This window comes from Streptomyces sp. NPDC037271, from assembly GCF_055603605.1.
In genome coordinates this window covers 1-16,363 of sequence record NZ_JBVJVN010000011.1, presented here as the reverse complement: position 1 = coordinate 16,363, position 16,363 = coordinate 1, and the positions used below count along the sequence as shown (strand labels likewise).

14 protein-coding genes are annotated in these 16,363 nt (G+C 67.6%); 8 read left to right on the top strand and 6 right to left on the bottom strand.

The window, feature by feature from the left end; all coding sequences use genetic code 11:
* Positions 1–47: 47 nt before the first annotated feature.
* Positions 48–1,130: an inositol-3-phosphate synthase gene (locus tag ACZ7G3_RS19925; protein WP_426599634.1), complete on the bottom strand. Its 1,083-nt coding sequence runs from the start codon at positions 1,128–1,130 to the stop codon at positions 48–50.
* A 44-nt stretch (positions 1,131–1,174) separates the two neighbouring features.
* Positions 1,175–1,852, bottom strand: coding sequence for a PadR family transcriptional regulator (locus ACZ7G3_RS19920; RefSeq protein ID WP_426521491.1), 678 nt, complete (start codon positions 1,850–1,852; stop codon positions 1,175–1,177).
* Between the two features lie 664 nt (positions 1,853–2,516).
* Between ACZ7G3_RS19920 and ACZ7G3_RS19915 the strand changes: the two genes are divergently transcribed.
* The gene (locus ACZ7G3_RS19915) at positions 2,517–4,910 is read left to right on the top strand and encodes a transglycosylase domain-containing protein (RefSeq protein ID WP_470927158.1); all 2,394 of its coding nucleotides are present in this window, start codon (positions 2,517–2,519) and stop codon (positions 4,908–4,910) included.
* Positions 4,911–5,031: 121 nt separating this feature from the next.
* Entirely contained in the window at positions 5,032–6,540 is a 1,509-nt protein-coding gene (locus ACZ7G3_RS19910; RefSeq protein WP_470927156.1) for a glycosyltransferase family 87 protein, read from the top strand.
* A 111-nt stretch (positions 6,541–6,651) separates the two neighbouring features.
* Here the strand turns inward: ACZ7G3_RS19910 and ACZ7G3_RS19905 are convergent, their stop codons facing one another.
* From ACZ7G3_RS19905 to ACZ7G3_RS19895, 3 genes are all read right to left on the bottom strand, one after another.
* Positions 6,652–7,683 (bottom strand): alanine racemase, encoded by a 1,032-nt coding sequence (locus tag ACZ7G3_RS19905; protein WP_426521488.1) that lies wholly within the window; start codon positions 7,681–7,683, stop codon positions 6,652–6,654.
* 128 nt (positions 7,684–7,811) lie between these two features.
* Positions 7,812–8,933 carry a peptidoglycan bridge formation glycyltransferase FemX gene (femX, locus tag ACZ7G3_RS19900; protein WP_426521487.1) on the bottom strand — a complete coding sequence of 374 codons (1,122 nt, stop codon included), beginning with the start codon at positions 8,931–8,933 and terminating at the stop codon, positions 7,812–7,814.
* A gap of 163 nt (positions 8,934–9,096) precedes the next feature.
* Positions 9,097–9,402: a hypothetical protein gene (locus ACZ7G3_RS19895; RefSeq protein ID WP_426599637.1), complete on the bottom strand. Its 306-nt coding sequence runs from the start codon at positions 9,400–9,402 to the stop codon at positions 9,097–9,099.
* A 279-nt stretch (positions 9,403–9,681) separates the two neighbouring features.
* On the opposite strand from ACZ7G3_RS19895, the gene rpsF reads away from it, so the two are divergent.
* The 4 genes from rpsF (at position 9,682) to rplI (ending at position 11,391) form a co-directional block, all read left to right on the top strand.
* Complete coding sequence (rpsF, locus tag ACZ7G3_RS19890; RefSeq protein ID WP_077798159.1) at positions 9,682–9,972, top strand: 30S ribosomal protein S6; 291 nt, start codon at positions 9,682–9,684, stop codon at positions 9,970–9,972.
* Positions 9,973–10,049: 77 nt separating this feature from the next.
* Positions 10,050–10,646, top strand: coding sequence for a single-stranded DNA-binding protein (locus ACZ7G3_RS19885; RefSeq protein ID WP_426599638.1), 597 nt, complete (start codon positions 10,050–10,052; stop codon positions 10,644–10,646).
* A 43-nt stretch (positions 10,647–10,689) separates the two neighbouring features.
* On the top strand, positions 10,690–10,926 hold the full coding sequence (gene rpsR, locus ACZ7G3_RS19880; RefSeq protein ID WP_003949403.1) for a 30S ribosomal protein S18: 237 nt from the start codon (positions 10,690–10,692) through the stop codon (positions 10,924–10,926).
* Between the two features lie 18 nt (positions 10,927–10,944).
* Positions 10,945–11,391, top strand: coding sequence for a 50S ribosomal protein L9 (gene rplI, locus ACZ7G3_RS19875; RefSeq protein ID WP_398134266.1), 447 nt, complete (start codon positions 10,945–10,947; stop codon positions 11,389–11,391).
* 152 nt (positions 11,392–11,543) lie between these two features.
* Here rplI and ACZ7G3_RS19870 read toward each other — a convergent pair whose 3' ends face one another.
* Positions 11,544–12,881 carry an MATE family efflux transporter gene (locus ACZ7G3_RS19870; protein ID WP_470927153.1) on the bottom strand — a complete coding sequence of 446 codons (1,338 nt, stop codon included), beginning with the start codon at positions 12,879–12,881 and terminating at the stop codon, positions 11,544–11,546.
* A gap of 458 nt (positions 12,882–13,339) precedes the next feature.
* Between ACZ7G3_RS19870 and dnaB the strand changes: the two genes are divergently transcribed.
* Positions 13,340–14,818 carry a replicative DNA helicase gene (gene dnaB, locus ACZ7G3_RS19865; RefSeq protein WP_426556243.1) on the top strand — a complete coding sequence of 493 codons (1,479 nt, stop codon included), beginning with the start codon at positions 13,340–13,342 and terminating at the stop codon, positions 14,816–14,818.
* Between the two features lie 55 nt (positions 14,819–14,873).
* Positions 14,874–16,271 carry a serine hydrolase domain-containing protein gene (locus ACZ7G3_RS19860; RefSeq protein WP_470927151.1) on the top strand — a complete coding sequence of 466 codons (1,398 nt, stop codon included), beginning with the start codon at positions 14,874–14,876 and terminating at the stop codon, positions 16,269–16,271.
* Positions 16,272–16,363: the final 92 nt, after the last annotated feature.

Below are 16,363 nucleotides of genomic sequence, written 5' to 3'. Positions count from 1 at the left end.
CGGGTCATGCGACCCGGGGACCTCCGACGGACCGGAGTCCGCGCTTGTCAGCGCTCGACCTCGCCGGCGATGAACTTCTCGACGTTGGTGCGGGCCTCGTCGTCGAAGTACTGCACGGGCGGGGACTTCATGAAGTAGCTCGACGCCGACAGGATCGGACCGCCGATGCCGCGGTCCTTGGCGATCTTCGCGGCGCGCAGGGCGTCGATGATGACACCCGCCGAGTTCGGGGAGTCCCAGACCTCGAGCTTGTACTCCAGGTTCAGCGGGACGTCACCGAACGCGCGGCCCTCCAGGCGGACATAGGCCCACTTGCGGTCGTCCAGCCAGGCCACGTAGTCGGACGGGCCGATGTGGACGTTCTTCTCGCCCATGTCCCGGTCGGGGATCTGGGAGGTGACGGCCTGCGTCTTGGAGATCTTCTTCGACTCGAGGCGGTCGCGCTCGAGCATGTTCTTGAAGTCCATGTTGCCGCCGACGTTCAGCTGCATCGTGCGGTCCAGGATCACACCCCGGTCCTCGAACAGCTTCGCCATGACGCGGTGCGTGATGGTGGCGCCGACCTGCGACTTGATGTCGTCGCCGACGATCGGGACGCCCGCCTCGGTGAACTTGTCCGCCCACTCCTTGGTGCCGGCGATGAAGACCGGGAGGGCGTTGACGAAGGCGACCTTGGCGTCGATGGCGCACTGGGCGTAGTACTTCGCCGCGTCCTCGGAGCCGACGGGCAGGTAGCAGACGAGGACGTCGACCTGCTTGTCCTTGAGGACCTGGACGATGTCGGCCGGCTCCTCGGCGGACTCCTCGATGGTCTCGCGGTAGTACTTGCCGAGACCGTCGAGGGTGTGGCCGCGCTGGACCTGGACACCGCTGTTCGGGACGTCGCAGATCTTGATGGTGTTGTTCTCGGAGGCGCCGATGGCGTCCGCGAGATCCAGGCCGACCTTCTTGGCGTCCACGTCGAAGGCGGCGACGAACTCGATGTCACGGACGTGGTAGTCGCCGAACTGGACGTGCATCAGGCCCGGGACCTTGGCCGCCGGGTCGGCGTCCTTGTAGTACTCGACGCCCTGCACCAGCGATGCGGCGCAGTTGCCCACACCGACGATGGCTACGCGAACCGAACCCATTCCGGTTGCTCCCTGTGTGTACGAGTGAGGCCCTGACTGGGCGCTCACGTGGCGGTGTCGCCGGGCGTATCCGGCCGGGGGTCGTCCCCGGACCGGGGCAGGCCGCCCGTCGCTCCAGATGTCGTGTCCTGTTGAGCGGTCCCCTCCGAAGCGGAACCCCGTAGGTCCCGCCCCGCCCGCTCACTCTCGATGAGCTCGTTCAGCCAGCGCACCTCGCGCTCCACGGACTCCATTCCGTGGCGCTGGAGCTCAAGCGTGTAGTCGTCGAGTCGCTCCCGGGTGCGGGCCAGGGAGGCCCGCATCTTCTCCAGGCGCTCCTCCAGCCGGCTGCGCCGGCCCTCGAGCACGCGCATGCGCACGTCGCGCGACGTCTGGCCGAAGAACGCGAAGCGAGCGGCGAAGGTCTCGTCCTCGTACGCGTCCGGGCCCGTCTGGGAGAGGAGCTGCTCGAAGTGTTCCTTACCGTCGGCCGTCAACCGGTAGACGATCTTGGCGCGGCGTCCCGTGAGGGAAGCGGCGGCCTCGCCGACGTTCCCCGGTTCCTCGATCAACCAGCCATTGGCGACCAGCGTCTTGAGGCAGGGGTAGAGCGTCCCGTAGCTGAACGCCCGGAACACACCCAGTGACGTGTTGAGCCGTTTACGCAGCTCATAGCCGTGCATCGGGGATTCGCGGAGCAGGCCGAGTACAGCGAACTCGAGGATGCCGGATCGTCGGCTCATCGTCGCCTCCTCTCGTCCTTATGCCGCGCTGATGTATCGACTCGATACATCAGCACGATAGAACGAGCTTCCTCGTGCGACAAGAGGGGGGCCGGTGAACGGGATCACATCAGGGATTCATCGAGAGCAAGTTGCCTGATTTGAGGTGAACTTCGGGGCTCGGGGGTTTTGACGGTGCGTAGTCTGTGCGCCATGCAGACCACCGGGAACCGAGTGACGCCTGGGGGCGTCCCTGTCCCTGGTGCAGTACGGGTGAATGCGGGAGGGGCCGCATCCGTACTTCGGGGGGACCGGAAAACAGCCGCCTTTACCAGGCGCGCAAAGGTGCGCCTGCCCGAGGAGTAGTCGTTCGATGAGCGAGCACCGTCGCAAACCGCCGCCGCCGCAGGGAGGCGGACGTGCCGCGGCCCGACGCGGCCAGTCCGGCTCGTCCTCCGGCCGCCGTGCGGCACCGCGAGGCGCCACAGGGTCTCCGTCCGGCTCGTACGGTCCGGAGGACGAGGAGCGTCCGTACGGGAGTCGTGCCGAAGCCCGGCGCGCGGCACAGCGCAGCGGGGGCGGTCGGCGCAGAGTGGCCGAGCCGTCTCGCGGAGGCCGGCGGGCCGCTCCCGGCGGCCCTGGAGGGGCCGGACGGGGCCGTGCGGCAGCGTCCGGCAAGAAGCGGATGATCGATTACCCGCGCCGCGACAAGGACGGATGGCACCGTTGGGTGCCCTCCTGGAAACTCGTCTCCGGGTTGTGCGTCGGGTTCTTCGGCACCATGGTGGCCGCCGCGGGCATCGCCTACGCCATGGTGGGCATCCCTGATGTCGCCAAGATCGCGGAGGCCCAGAACAACGTCTACTACTGGGCCGACGGCACCCAGATGGTCGCCACGGGCGGTGAGCGCAACCGTCAGAGCATCAGCTTCGCGCAGATTCCCAAGGAGATGCGCAACGCCGTCATCTCCCAGGAGAACAAGACCTTCTACTCCGACAGCGGCATCGACCCCAAGGGCATCGCCCGAGCCGTGTTCAACATGGCCAAGGGTGGCGATACGCAGGGTGGTTCCACCATCACCCAGCAGTACGTGAAGAACGCGATGCTGAACGACCAGTCGCAGACGATCTCCCGCAAGGTCAAGGAGATCTTCGTCTCGATCAAGGTCGGCGCCAAGGAACCGAAGGACAAGATCCTCGAGGGTTACCTGAACTCCGCGTACTACGGCCGCGGCGCCTACGGGATCCAGGCTGCGGCGCGGGCGTACTTCAACGTGGATGCCGTCGACCTCAACGCGGGACAGTGCGCCTTCCTGTCGGCGATGCTCAAGGGCGCCACGTACTACGACCCGGCGGGCTCGACTTCGATCGACCCGGCCGCGACTCCCGAGGCCAACAGCGAGCGTGCCAAGCGGCAGATGCAGGACACCCTCGACAAGATGGTGGAGTACGAACATCTGAGCCAGGAGGAGCGGGACAAGTACACCGACCTTCCCACCGTGCGGAACCCGCAGTCGAACGCGCAGCTGGGCGGCCAGATCGGTTACCTCGTCAGGCTTGCCAAGTCGTCCGTGGTCAGGAACGGCGTGGTTTCGGAGCAGCAGATGGAGAGGGGCGGCTACTCGATCTACACGACCTTCGACAAGAAGAAGGTCGAGGCTCTCGAATCCGCGGTGCAGAAGGTCTACAAGGAGAAGATCGACCCCAAGAAGCGTCCCGACAAGGACACGCACGTTCAGTTCGGCGGGGCGTCCGTGGATCCCGAAACCGGCGCCATCAAGGCTGTTTACGGTGGAGAGGACGCCACCAAGCACTTCACCAACAACGCCGACGTGACCGGTGCCCAGGTAGGTTCGACGTTCAAGCCCTTCGTGCTGGCGGCGGCGATGAACTGGGGCGTGCGCGATCCCGACCTCGGGCCGACGCAGTCCCAGGACGAACGCACGATCGTCTCCCCCAAGAGCCTCTACAGCGGCAAGAACGACCTCAAGATCAAGGAATACGACGGGACGATCTGGAAGAACGAGGACGGTGAGCAGTGGCTCCAGAGGAATGACGGCAAGGTGTCACTGGGCGATGCGCCGGACTACAAGATCACCCTCCGTGAGGCGATGCGGGAGTCGTCGAACTCTGCCTTCGTGCAGCTCGGCATGGACGTCGGTCTGGACAAGGTGAAGGAGGCCGCCGTTGATGCGGGCCTTCTCGAGGACAGCCTGGCGGGTGCCGGCTACCCGTCGTTCTCCATCGGCGTCTCGTCTCCGAGTGCCATCCGTATGGCGGACGCGTACGCGACGTTCGCGGCGAGCGGCAAGCAGAGCGAGCCCTACTCCGTGACCAAGGTGACGGACAAGAGCGGCACGATCTACACGCACAAGGTCGAGACCGAGCAGGCGTTCACCGCTCAGGTCGCGGACAACGTCACGGACATTCTGAAAACCGTCGTCGAGGAGGGGACGGGTACCAACGCCCAGCTGCCCGGACGCGAGGTGGCGGGGAAGACCGGTACCACGGACGGCAACAAGTCCGCCTGGTTCGTCGGTTACACGCCGCAGCTGTCGACCGCGATCAGCATGTTCCGCTACCCGGACGACGAGTCCGTCAAGGAGCGGGCGTTCCTGGAGATGTACGGAACGGGCGGTGAGAAGGAGATCCACGGCGCGTCGTTCCCGTCCCACATCTGGAAGGACTACATGGAAGACGCGCTGAAGGGCACGAAGGCGGAGAAGTTCCCGAAGCCGGAGCCCATCGGCGAGGTCGTCAACGACACCCCGCCGCCAAGCCCGTCTCCCTCTCCCTCGCCCTCTGCCTCCGAGACGGAGGAGGCGAGCCCCTCGCCGAGCCCGTCGCCGAGCCAGACGGAGACCAGCCCCACACCGTCCGCACCGACGTCGACGTGCGGCGTCTGGGATTTGAACTGCAACAACGGGAATGATGGCGGCAGTGACGACTCCGGCAACGGCCCGGGCGGCTCGGACGGAAGCGGGGCACCGTCACCGACGGCCACCGAGACGGAGGACAACGGCGACGGCAACGGAGACGGGAACAGTCAGGGAAACACCATCTGGGGCTCGAACGGTTAGCCGAAGAGTTGCCCGGCATGGGCGTTTCACGTGAAACGCCCGCAGGTTTCACGTGAAACAGGGGCCGCTGCATCCACGAGGGTGCGGCGGCCCCGGCGTATTCCCAGGTACGTACGGCAGGATGTGCCCCATGCCCAGTGCAGAATCGACGCCAGCGAGCGCGCACGAGCCGGACCAGGCGCAGCCGACCAAGGAGGACACGGTCGCCGCCGCCGGCAGCGAGCTGATCGGCGGCCCTATCGGCCGACGTGCCCTGCTCGGGACGTCCTGGTGGACTCCCGTGCGGGTGATCGCTCTTGTGGTGATCGGCATGTTCGCCCTCGGCCTGGTCCAGAAAGCGCCCTGTTACAACGGTGCCTGGTTCTTCGGTGCCAGCTCCCAGTACACGCATGCGTGTTACTCGGACATCCCGCACCTCTACCAGGGGCGCGGGTTCGTCGACGGGCTTGTGCCGTACTTCGACAAGCTGCCGGGTGACATGGAGTACCTCGAATACCCGGTGCTGACCGGCGTTTTCATGGAGGTCGCGTCCTGGCTCACGCCGGGCGACGGCTCCATCCAGGACCAGGAACAGTGGTACTGGATGGTCAATGCCGGGATGCTCATGGTGTGTGCCGTCGTCATCGCCGTATGCGTGACCCGTACGCACGCGCGGCGCCCCTGGGACGGCCTGCTGGTCGCCCTTGCGCCGGCCTTGGCGCTGACCGCGACCGTCAACTGGGACCTGCTGGCGGTCGCTCTGACGTCCGCCGCGATCCTGATGTGGTCGCGGGGGCGTCCGTTGGCCTTCGGCATTCTGCTGGGGCTTGCCACGGCCGCGAAGCTCTATCCCTTCCTGATCCTGGGCCCGCTGCTCGTGCTGTGCTGGCGTGCGGGCAAGTGGCGTGACTTCGGGAAGGCCCTGGGGGGTGCGGCCGTCGCCTGGCTCGTAGTGAACCTGCCGGTGATGCTCTTCGCTTTCGACGGCTGGTCGAAGTTCTACACGTTCAGCCAGGAACGCGGGGTCGACTTCGGATCCTTCTGGCTGATCCTGGCCCAGAACTCCGACAACCCGCCCGGCACCGAGACCGTCAACACGCTGGCCACGCTCCTGATGGTGTTGTGCTGCGGAGGTATCGCGGCGCTCACTCTGACCGCCCCCAGGCGTCCGCGGTTCGCCCAGCTCGCCTTCCTGATCGTCGCGGCGTTCATCCTCACCAACAAGGTCTATTCACCGCAGTACGTGCTGTGGCTGGTTCCGCTGGCGGCGCTGGCCCGGCCGAAGTGGCGCGACTTCCTGATCTGGCAGGCGTGCGAGGTCGTCTACTTCCTGGGCATCTGGATGTATCTCGCGTACACGACCAGCGGCGACGCTCACAAAGGCCTGCCGACGGACGGCTACCACTGGGCCATCGGCGTACACCTGCTGGGGACGCTGTTCCTGTGTGTCATGGTCGTGCGCGACATTCTGATGCCGGACCGGGACCCGGTCCGGCGAACGGGCGACGACGACCCGTCGGGTGGTGTGCTCGACGGTGCGAAGGACGTCTTCGTCCTGGGGCCCGCCGCTCATGCACCGCGGCACACGGCTCACTACGAGACATCCCGGGTGCAGTGGGGCGTGGGACAGCAGACGGATGGTTCGCTCTGAGCGAACAGAGCCCTGGTGTGGACCGGACGCCGTAAGCCATGGGGAAGGCCGTACACGGGACAGCGTGTACGGCCTTTTCGCTGTTGCCGGATCCGAATGCCGGCCCAGCCGTCAGCGGTCGACGATCCGGTCGAACTGCGTGGTGGTGTGCCGCAGATGGGCCACCAGTTCGTCACCGACCTTGGGCTCCGGCGCGTCCGAGGGCACGAACAGGATCGAGACCTGCATGTGCGGCGGCTCCGCGAACCAACGCTGCTTGCCGCCCCAGACGAACGGCGCGAGATTGCGGTTGACCGTGGCGAGTCCGGCCCGGGCGACGCCCTTGGCGCGCGGCATGACGCCGTGCAGCGCCTTCGGTGCCTCCAGGCCCACCCCGTGCGACGTACCGCCCGCCACGACCACCAGGAAGCCGTCGGAGGCGGCTCGCTGCTGCCGGTAGCCGAATCGCTCGCCCTTGGCGACGCGCGTGACGTCCAGGACCGCACCGCGGTACTCGGTGGCCTCGTGGTCCCCCAGCCACAGCCGGGTACCGATTCGGGCGCGGAAGCGGGTCTGCGGGAACTGCTGCTGGAGCCGGGCCAGTTCGTCCGCCTTGAGGTGGCTGACGAACATCGTGTGCAGCGGCAGCCGGGCCGCACGCAACCGGTCCATCCAGCCGATGACCTCCTCGACGGCGTCCGATCCGTCGGTACGGTCCAGCGGCAGGTGGATGGCGAAGCCCTCCAGCCGGACGTTCTCTATGGCGGCGTGAAGCTGCGGCAGGTCCTGCTCGCTGATGCCGTGCCGCTTCATCGAGGACATCACCTCGATGACCACGCGCGCGCCCACGAGGCCGTACACGCCGTCGATGGACGACACGGAGCGCACGACCCGGTCGGGCAGCGGTACGGGCTCCTCGCCGCGCCGGTACGGCGTCAGGACCAGCAGGTCACCGCCGAAGAAGTCCTTGATCCGGGCAGCCTCGTACGTCGTGCCGACGGCCAGCACGTCCGAGCCCAGCCGCGTGGCCTCCTCCGCCAGCCGCTCGTGGCCGAAGCCGTAGCCGTTGCCCTTGCAGACCGGGACCAGCCCGGGGAACTGCTCCTGCACGTGCTTGTGGTGCGCCCGCCAGCGCGCGGTGTCGACGTAGAGCGTGAGCGCCATGGCCGGACCTGGGACCTTTCTCGTGGCTGCGGTGTGCTGCGGTGTGTCGGGGACTGCGGGGAAAAGCCTTGGTGGAGCTGTGAAAGCTGTCACCGACGCTACTGGAGCCGGGAGCGCCGGGCAGGGGATCAGCGGCGCGACATGTAGATGTCGAGCGCCTTGTGGAGCAGCTTGTTCAGTGGGAAGTCCCACTCGCCGAGGTACTCGGCCGCCTGCCCGCCCGTGCCGACCTTGAACTGGATCAGGCCGAAGAGGTGGTCGTTCTCGTCCAGGGAGTCGGAGATGCCGCGCAGGTCGTAGACGGTGGCGCCCAGGGCGTAGGCGTCGCGCAGCATGGCCCACTGCATCGCGTTCGAGGGCCGGACCTCGCGGCCGATGTTGTCGGAGGCGCCGTAGGAGTACCAGACGTGCCCGCCGACGACCAACATGGTCGCCGCCGACAGGTTCACCCCGTTGTGCCGGGCGAAGTACAGCCGCATGCGGTTGGGGTCCTCGTTGTTGAGGGCCGCCCACATGCGCTGGAAGTACGACAGCGGACGCGGCCGGAAGCGGTCGCGCACGGCCGTGATCTCGTACAGGCGCTGCCACTCCTCGAGGTCGTGGTAGCCACCCTGGACGACCTCGACGCCGGCCTTCTCGGCCTTCTTGATGTTGCGGCGCCACAGCTGGTTGAAGTTCTTGTGGACCTCTTCCAGGGACCGGTTGGCCAGCGGCACCTGGAAGACGTAGCGGGGCTGCACGTCACCGAAGCCGGCACCGCCGTCCTCGCCCTGCTGCCAGCCCATGCGGCGCAGCTTGTCGGCCACCTCGAAGGCGCGCGGCTCGATGTGGTCGGCCTCTATGTCGCGCAGGCGCTTGACGTCGGGATCCTGGATGCCCTTCTTGATGGACGTGGCGTCCCAGCGGCGGATGATCACCGGCGGGCCCATCTTCACCGAGAAGGCGCCCTGCTGCTTGAGGTGCGCCAGCATGGGCTCCATCCAGTCCTGGAGGTTCGGCGCGAACCAGTTGATGACCGGGCCCTCTGGGAGGTAGGCGAGATAGCGCTTGATCTTGGGCAGCTGCCGGTACAGGACAAGGCCTGCGCCGACCAGATGACCGGTGCGGTCGTCGAACCAGCCGAGGTTCTCCGAGCGCCATTCCGCCTTCACGTCTGCCCATGCCGGGACCTGCATGTGACTCGCCGCCGGCAGACTCTGGATGTAGGCCAGATGCTGCTCGCGACTGATGGTCCTCAGGGTCAGGCTCATTCGGGGCGCTCCTCGGGCTGGTGTGTCCCCATGGGTACAGGGGCTCCGGCTCTCGCGCGAAGCCTACTGCGCCCCGTGAGCGCCCCGTTCGGCGTACGGGTGGAAGGCGGAGGGAAGGGCGTGTCCGGGGGGCGGTCGGCGGCCCGGAGCGGGCTCCGGGGGCTCAGCCGAAGAGCCCGCCGTGGTAGATGCCGAAGTACAGGCCGAGCGCGGCGCCTCCGAGGCCCACCACCAGGCCGAAGCGCTCACGTGTCGTCTCGGAGATGAGCTGGCCGTACCCGCCGGCCAGCACCCCGAGCAGCCCGGCCCACGAGGTCAGGACGTGGAGCCCTCGGAAGCTCGCGGTGGCGAGGGCGAGGACCGCGAGCACCAGGGTCACGGCGAGCAGCGTGTCTTGGAGGGGATGCGGTTTGCCGTCGGTGGCCAGCAGCCCGGTCCGCGGCTTGGCGGGTCGCATGATCTGTGCCATGGGGAACCTCCTGCCAAAGGCAGTGTGTCTTCGCCCTTCACATTCCGCTGAGTACCGATTGTGTCCCCTCACCGCCGGATTTCAACCGCAAGCCGGTGGACGGGTACTCTGTACCTTCTGCACTGGTGTCTGCTGCCGTCCCACGGCCGGGCCACCTCCCCGGAGGAGGCCCGATTGTCAGTGGGTCCTGGTTTACTCGTTGATACCGGTGCCAACGCATCGCAACCCTCCTGCCACGGAACGACCGTGGCCGCTGAGTCCAAAGGAGGTGGGTTCCACATGCGTCACTACGAGGTGATGGTCATCCTCGACCCCGATCTCGAGGAGCGTGCTGTCTCCCCGCTGATCGAGAACTTCCTCTCTGTCGTCCGTGACGGCGGCGGAAAGGTCGAGAAGGTCGACACCTGGGGCCGTCGTCGTCTCTCGTACGAGATCAAGAAGAAGCCCGAGGGCATCTACTCGGTCATCGACCTGCAGGCCGAGCCTGCGGTCGTCAAGGAGCTCGACCGCCAGATGAACCTGAACGAGTCGGTCCTCCGGACCAAGGTCCTCCGTCCCGAGATGCACTGAGCCCTTCCGCTCAGTCGATCCCGGGATTCGAGTAGCAGCACAAGCAGCCAGCAGCAAACCCGCCGAGAGGTTCCCCCATGGCAGGCGAGACCGTCATCACGGTCATCGGCAATCTTGTCGACGACCCCGAGCTGCGCTTCACCCCGTCCGGTGCGGCCGTCGCGAAGTTCCGTGTCGCGTCGACTCCCCGCACCTTCGACCGTCAGACGAACGAGTGGAAGGACGGCGAAAGCCTCTTCCTCACCTGCTCGGTCTGGCGTCAGGCGGCGGAGAACGTCGCCGAGTCGCTCCAGCGAGGCATGCGCGTCATCGTGCAGGGCCGGCTGAAGCAGCGGTCCTATGAGGACCGTGAGGGCGTCAAGCGCACGGTCTACGAGCTGGACGTCGACGAGGTCGGCGCCAGCCTGCGCAGTGCCACGGCCAAGGTCACCAAGACCTCGGGCCAGGGCCGCGGAGGCCAGGGCGGTTACGGCGGCGGTGGCGGTGGCGGCCAGGGTGGCGGCGGCTGGGGCGGCGGCCCCGGCGGTGGCCAGCAGGGCGGCGGCGCTCCGGCCGACGACCCCTGGGCGACCGGCGCTCCCGCCGGTGGCCAGCAGGGTGGTGGCGGCCAGGGCGGCGGCTGGGGCGGTGGCTCCGGCGGCGGTGGCGGCTACTCGGACGAGCCCCCCTTCTAGAGGGCGCTCCACTCACACTTCTTGATCACACAGGAGAAACATCATGGCTAAGCCGCCTGTGCGCAAGCCGAAGAAGAAGGTCTGCGCATTCTGCAAGGACAAGGTCACGTACGTGGACTACAAGGACACGAACATGCTGCGGAAGTTCATTTCCGACCGTGGCAAGATCCGTGCCCGCCGCGTGACCGGTAACTGCACCCAGCACCAGCGTGACGTCGCCACGGCCGTGAAGAACAGCCGTGAGATGGCGCTGCTGCCCTACACCTCCACCGCGCGATAAGGGAAGGGTGACCGACTAATGAAGATCATCCTCACCCACGAGGTCTCCGGCCTCGGTGCCGCGGGCGACGTCGTCGACGTCAAGGACGGTTACGCTCGCAACTACCTGATCCCGCGGAAGTTCGCCATCCGCTGGACCAAGGGCGGCGAGAAGGACGTCGAGCAGATCCGTCGTGCTCGCAAGATCCACGAGATCCAGACCATCGAGCAGGCCAACCAGGTCAAGGGCCAGCTCGAAGGCGTGAAGGTCCGCCTGGCCGTCCGCTCCGGCGAGGCCGGTCGTCTCTTCGGCTCCGTCACCCCGGCCGACGTCGCCTCGGCGATCAAGGCTGCCGGTGGTCCCGACGTCGACAAGCGCCGCATTGAGCTGGGCTCGCCGATCAAGACCCTGGGCGCCCACGAGACGTCCGTGCGTCTGCACCCCGAGGTTGCCGCCAAGGTCAGCATCGAGGTCGTCGCAGCCTGAGCCTTGCTCTCGCTGAAGCGATGAGAGGGGGCCGCATCTCCCGGTAGGGGGATGCGGCCCCCTCTTCATGGTCGGATTCTCACGACCCCGCTTTTGACGGCTGCTCTCATGCCCGAAGTTTCACGTGAAACATCGTGTTTCATGCGAAACGGTCAGCGCGTCGCGCCGGTGACGACCCAGCGGCCCGAACGCGTTCGCAGCCACAGTGTCACCAGGCGCATCGCCATCATCAGCGTCATGGCTGCCCACAGGGCAGTGAGCCCACCACCGAGCGTCGGGACCAGAAGTGCCGCGGGAGTGAAGACCGCGAGAGTGACCAACATCGCCCAAGCGAGATACGGACCGTCGCCCGCACCCATCAGAACGCCGTCCAGGACGTAGACCACTCCGCAGATCGGCTGCGATACGGCCACGATCACGAGAGCGGGCAGGGCAGTGTCCTTGACCGCGGAGTCCCCGGTGAAAAGGGGCAGGAACACCGGACGTGAGAGCACCACGAGCACTCCGAGCACGACCCCGACCGCGACGCCCCACTCCACCATCCTGCGGCAGGCGTCGCGGGCACCCTGGGCGTCGCCGGCCCCCAGGCAGCGCCCGATGATGGCCTGCCCGGCGATGGCGATGGCATCGAGGGCGAAGGCGAGCAGGCTCCACAGGGACAGGATGATCTGATGGGCCGCGATGTCGGCGTCACCGAGCCGGGCCGCCACAGCCGTGGCGATCATGAGGATCGCCCGCAGCGAGAGGGTACGCACCAGCAGCGGCACCCCGGCCTGGGCGGAGGCCCTGATCCCGGCGACATCCGGGCGCAGCGAGGCACCGTGTCGGCGTGCCCCGCGGATCACCACCCAGAGGTACACGGCGGCCATGCCGCACTGGGCGATGACGGTGCCCCAGGCGGAGCCCGCGATGCCGAGGCCGGCGCCGTAGACGAGTACGACGTTGAGAACGGCGTTGGCGAGGAAGCCGGCGATGGCGACGTAGAGAGGGGTCCGGGTGTTCTGCAGTCCCCGCAGGACACCGGTTGAGGCCAGTACGACGAGCATGGCGGGGATGCCGAGGGCGGAGATGCGCAGATACGTGACGGCGTACGGGGCCGCGGTGTCGGAGGCGCCGAAGAGTTCTACGAGGGAGGGGGCCGTGGGCAGGACGACGGCGATGACGGCGGCACCGAGCAGCAACGCCAGCCAGATTCCGTCCATGCCCTGGCGGATCGCGGCTTGCAGGTCGCCCGCGCCGACACGCCGGGACACGGCCGCCGTGGTGGCGTAGGCGAGGAAGACGAAAACGCTGACGGCTGTGGTGAGCAGGGCCGAGGCGATGCCTAGTCCGGCGAGTTGTGCGGTGCCGAGATGGCCGACGATCGCGCTGTCGGCCATGACGAAGAGGGGCTCGGCGACGAGCGCGCCGAAGGCCGGGACGGCCAGCGCGATGATGTCTCGGTTGTGCCGGCGCCGGGCGGTTCGGGAGCGCGCGGGAGCCTGTGTCATGAGCACCAATCTAATCGTCCACAGGTAAGAGATGCAACGCGACTATGACCCTTACGTGCCGTCTCGCCGCGTGCACTTCTGGGCACGGTTCGAAGCGATCTTGAACTGAGTGGGGAAGTTTTTCTTCTGCACAGGGAGTGGACGGCAGAGGTCCAGGTCAGAGGGGTTTGGCAGGTGGGTTCGAGGGCTTGTTCACAGGGCTGTCCACCGGGTCGTGCACAGGTTTCGGGGAGTTCTCCACAGCATCTGGCCGGTCGTCCACATGGCCTGTGGATAACCAGATTGGCTGACGGTGCCCGCAGGCCTACGGTGGTCCGGCGTCTCCTCCGTCCGTCGGCTGGTGAACCATCACAAAACCGACGCGCCAGAACCGGAGTTGGGCGTCCTATTTGTCAGTGCCGTGCCGTAGAAATGAGAGCACGGCGAGGTCCGCTCGGCGGACGGGAGGAGGTGGCTCGGTGAGCATTTCCGAGCCCTTGGACGACCCGTGGGCCGACACCGGTCCCAGTGATCGTCTGCCCGCTTCCCGCCGCCGCGGAGACGGCGGCCGCAGCCGCGACGAGCAGCACGAGCGGGGTCCGGACAGTGCCGGGTGGGACGGCGGCGGGCCGTCGTTCGAGCGGGTGCCCCCGCAGGACCTGGACGCGGAGCAGTCCGTCCTCGGCGGCATGCTCCTGTCCAAGGACGCCATTGCGGACGTCGTCGAGATCCTCAAGGGCCACGACTTCTACAAGCCGGCCCACGAGACCGTCTACCAGGCCATCCTCGACGTCTACGCCAAGGGCGAGCCGGCCGACCCCATCACGATCGCCGCCGAGCTCACCAAACGTGGCGAGATCAACAAGGTCGGCGGAGCCTCCTATCTGCACACTCTCGTCCAGACCGTGCCGACGGCCGCGAACGCCGCGTACTACGCGGAGATCGTTCACGAGCGTGCCGTCCTGCGCCGCCTGGTGGAGGCAGGCACACGGATCACGCAGATGGGGTACGCGGCCGACGACGACGTCGACGAGATCGTCAACCGCGCCCAGGCGGAGATCTACGCCGTCACTGAGCAGCGCACCAGTGAGGACTACCTGCCGCTCGGTGACATCATGGAGGGTGCCCTCGACGAGATCGAGGCGATCGGGTCACGCAGCGGCGAGATGACCGGTGTGCCGACGGGGTTCACGGACTTCGACTCGCTGACCAACGGGCTGCATCCCGGTCAGATGATCGTCATCGCGGCGCGTCCCGCCATGGGTAAGTCGACGCTCGCGCTGGACTTCGCGCGGGCCGCCTCGATCAAGAGCAACCTGCCGAGCGTCATCTTCTCGCTCGAAATGGGGCGCAACGAGATCGCGATGCGTCTGCTGTCCGCCGAGGCCCGCGTCGCGCTGCACCACATGCGGTCCGGCACGATGACGGACGACGACTGGACCCGCCTGGCCCGCCGGATGCCGGATGTCTCGGCCGCTCCCCTCTACATCGACGACTCCCCGAACCTGTCGATGATGGAGATCCGCGCCAAGTGCCGCCGTCTCAAACAGCGCAACGACCTCAAGCTGGTCATCATCGACTACCTCCAGCTGATGCAGTCGGGTGGCTCCAAGCGCGCGGAGAGCCGTCAGCAGGAGGTCTCGGACATGTCCCGTAACCTCAAGCTTCTGGCCAAGGAACTGGAAATCCCGGTCATCGCGCTCTCCCAGCTGAACCGTGGCCCCGAGCAGCGCACCGACAAGAAGCCGATGGTCTCCGACCTGCGTGAGTCAGGTTCGATCGAGCAGGACGCCGACATGGTCATCCTGCTGCACCGAGAGGACGCCTATGAGAAGGAGTCGCCGCGCGCGGGCGAGGCGGACCTGATCGTGGCCAAGCACCGCAACGGTCCGACGGCGACGATCACCGTCGCTTTCCAGGGCCACTACTCGCGTTTCGTGGACATGGCCCAGACCTGACCCACTGCGGGGAAATCCGCTCGACGCGCGACGCCCCGGCCGATGGACTGGGAGCATGACGACATCTCAGGAAGAGCTGCTCCCCGCCACCCGCCGGGCGCTGTTGCACCGGATCGCCGTGGCTCAGGCCGAGGGGCGTACCCCGTCGCTCGTCGCAGCGGTCGTCCGGGACGGGCGCACCGTGTGGCACGGAGCGCGGACCTCGGTAGACGGGCACGGCCCGGACGAGAACGTGCAGTACCGGATCGGCTCGATCACCAAGACGTTCACCGCCGTCCTCGTCCTGCGGCTGCGCGACGAAGGAGTGCTCGACCTCGGGGATCCGCTGGAGAAGCACCTGCCAGGTACCGGAGCGGGCGAGGCCACGATCGCCGAGTTGCTGGCGCACTCGGGCGGGCTGGCCGCAGAGTCGCCCGCGCCGTGGTGGGAGCGGACGCCGGGCTCGCTGAGGCCCGAGCTCGCCGACGTGCTGGGCGAGCAGCCGCTTCTGCACCCGCCGGGCCGTCGGCACCACTACTCGAACCCGGGCTACACCCTGCTCGGCGCGCTGGTCGAGAAGTTGCGCGGTGCGCCGTGGGAGGACGTGCTGCGGCGGGAGGTGCTGCAACCGCTGGGTCTGGACCGTACGTCCGGGAGTCCGCAGGCACCCCACGCCGGCGGCTGGGCGGTGCATCCATGGGCCGATGTGATGCTGGCCGAGCCTGCCGAAGACCTCGGGCGGATGGCCCCTGCCGGTCAGCTCTGGTCCACCACGGGTGATCTGGCACGGTTCGCCGTCTTCCTGGCGAGGGGGGACGACAGGGTGCTGAGCGCGGAGACCGTGCAGGAGATGAGGACACCCGCGGCGCCGGCCGAGGCCGCGGACGTCGTGGACGGTTCGGCCTACGGACTGGGTTTGCAGATCCAGCGCTGGGACGGGCGGCTGTTCGTGGGGCACTCCGGCTCCTTGCCGGGCTTCCTGGCCAACCTCACCATCAGCGTGGAGGACGACGTGGCTGCGGTGGTACTGACCAACTGCACGTCCGGGCCGATGCCGGCCGTGGTCGGTGCCGATCTCGTTCGCATCGTCGCCGAGGCGGAACCCCGGTTCCCCGAACCGTGGCGCCCGCTGCCGGAAGTCGACGCCTCCGTGCTGGAGTTGGCCGGTCAGTGGTACTGGGGGACACACGCCTTCGCCCTGCGGCTGGCCCCCAGTGGGGGAGTCTCGCTGGAGCCGCTGTCGGGCCATGGCCGTAGCTCGCGTTTCCGGGCGAACAGCGATGGCACGTGGACGGGGCTCGAGGGCTACTACGCCGGGGAACTCCTGCGAGCCGTGCGGCGCGCGGACGGGTCGGTGAGCCACCTGGACCTCGGGTCGTTCGTGTTCACGCGCCAGCCGTACGACGAAGGGGCACCTGTGCCGGGAGGGGTGGACCCGGAGGGGTGGCAGGGGATCGGCCAGGACAAGTCCTAGGCATCTCGAGCTGCCGTGGGGGGGGGGGGGGGGGGGGGAGAAAGGAGGGGGGGGGGGGGGGGGGGGCTAGGGGGTGGGTTGGGGGGTGGTGG

Excerpts from the sequence above, each read along its gene's own strand:
- ACZ7G3_RS19925 (WP_426599634.1), bottom strand. The coding sequence starts at position 1,130 with ATGGGTTCGGTTCGCGTAGCCATCGTCGGTGTGGGCAACTGCGCCGCA.
- ACZ7G3_RS19920 (WP_426521491.1), bottom strand. The coding sequence starts at position 1,852 with ATGAGCCGACGATCCGGCATCCTCGAGTTCGCTGTACTCGGCCTGCTC.
- ACZ7G3_RS19915 (WP_470927158.1), top strand. The coding sequence starts at position 2,517 with ATGATCGATTACCCGCGCCGCGACAAGGACGGATGGCACCGTTGGGTG.
- ACZ7G3_RS19910 (WP_470927156.1), top strand. The coding sequence starts at position 5,032 with ATGTGCCCCATGCCCAGTGCAGAATCGACGCCAGCGAGCGCGCACGAG.
- ACZ7G3_RS19905 (WP_426521488.1), bottom strand. The coding sequence starts at position 7,683 with ATGGCGCTCACGCTCTACGTCGACACCGCGCGCTGGCGGGCGCACCAC.
- femX (WP_426521487.1), bottom strand. The coding sequence starts at position 8,933 with ATGAGCCTGACCCTGAGGACCATCAGTCGCGAGCAGCATCTGGCCTAC.
- ACZ7G3_RS19895 (WP_426599637.1), bottom strand. The coding sequence starts at position 9,402 with ATGGCACAGATCATGCGACCCGCCAAGCCGCGGACCGGGCTGCTGGCC.
- rpsF (WP_077798159.1), top strand. The coding sequence starts at position 9,682 with ATGCGTCACTACGAGGTGATGGTCATCCTCGACCCCGATCTCGAGGAG.
- ACZ7G3_RS19885 (WP_426599638.1), top strand. The coding sequence starts at position 10,050 with ATGGCAGGCGAGACCGTCATCACGGTCATCGGCAATCTTGTCGACGAC.
- rpsR (WP_003949403.1), top strand. The coding sequence starts at position 10,690 with ATGGCTAAGCCGCCTGTGCGCAAGCCGAAGAAGAAGGTCTGCGCATTC.
- rplI (WP_398134266.1), top strand. The coding sequence starts at position 10,945 with ATGAAGATCATCCTCACCCACGAGGTCTCCGGCCTCGGTGCCGCGGGC.
- ACZ7G3_RS19870 (WP_470927153.1), bottom strand. The coding sequence starts at position 12,881 with ATGACACAGGCTCCCGCGCGCTCCCGAACCGCCCGGCGCCGGCACAAC.
- ACZ7G3_RS19860 (WP_470927151.1), top strand. The coding sequence starts at position 14,874 with ATGACGACATCTCAGGAAGAGCTGCTCCCCGCCACCCGCCGGGCGCTG.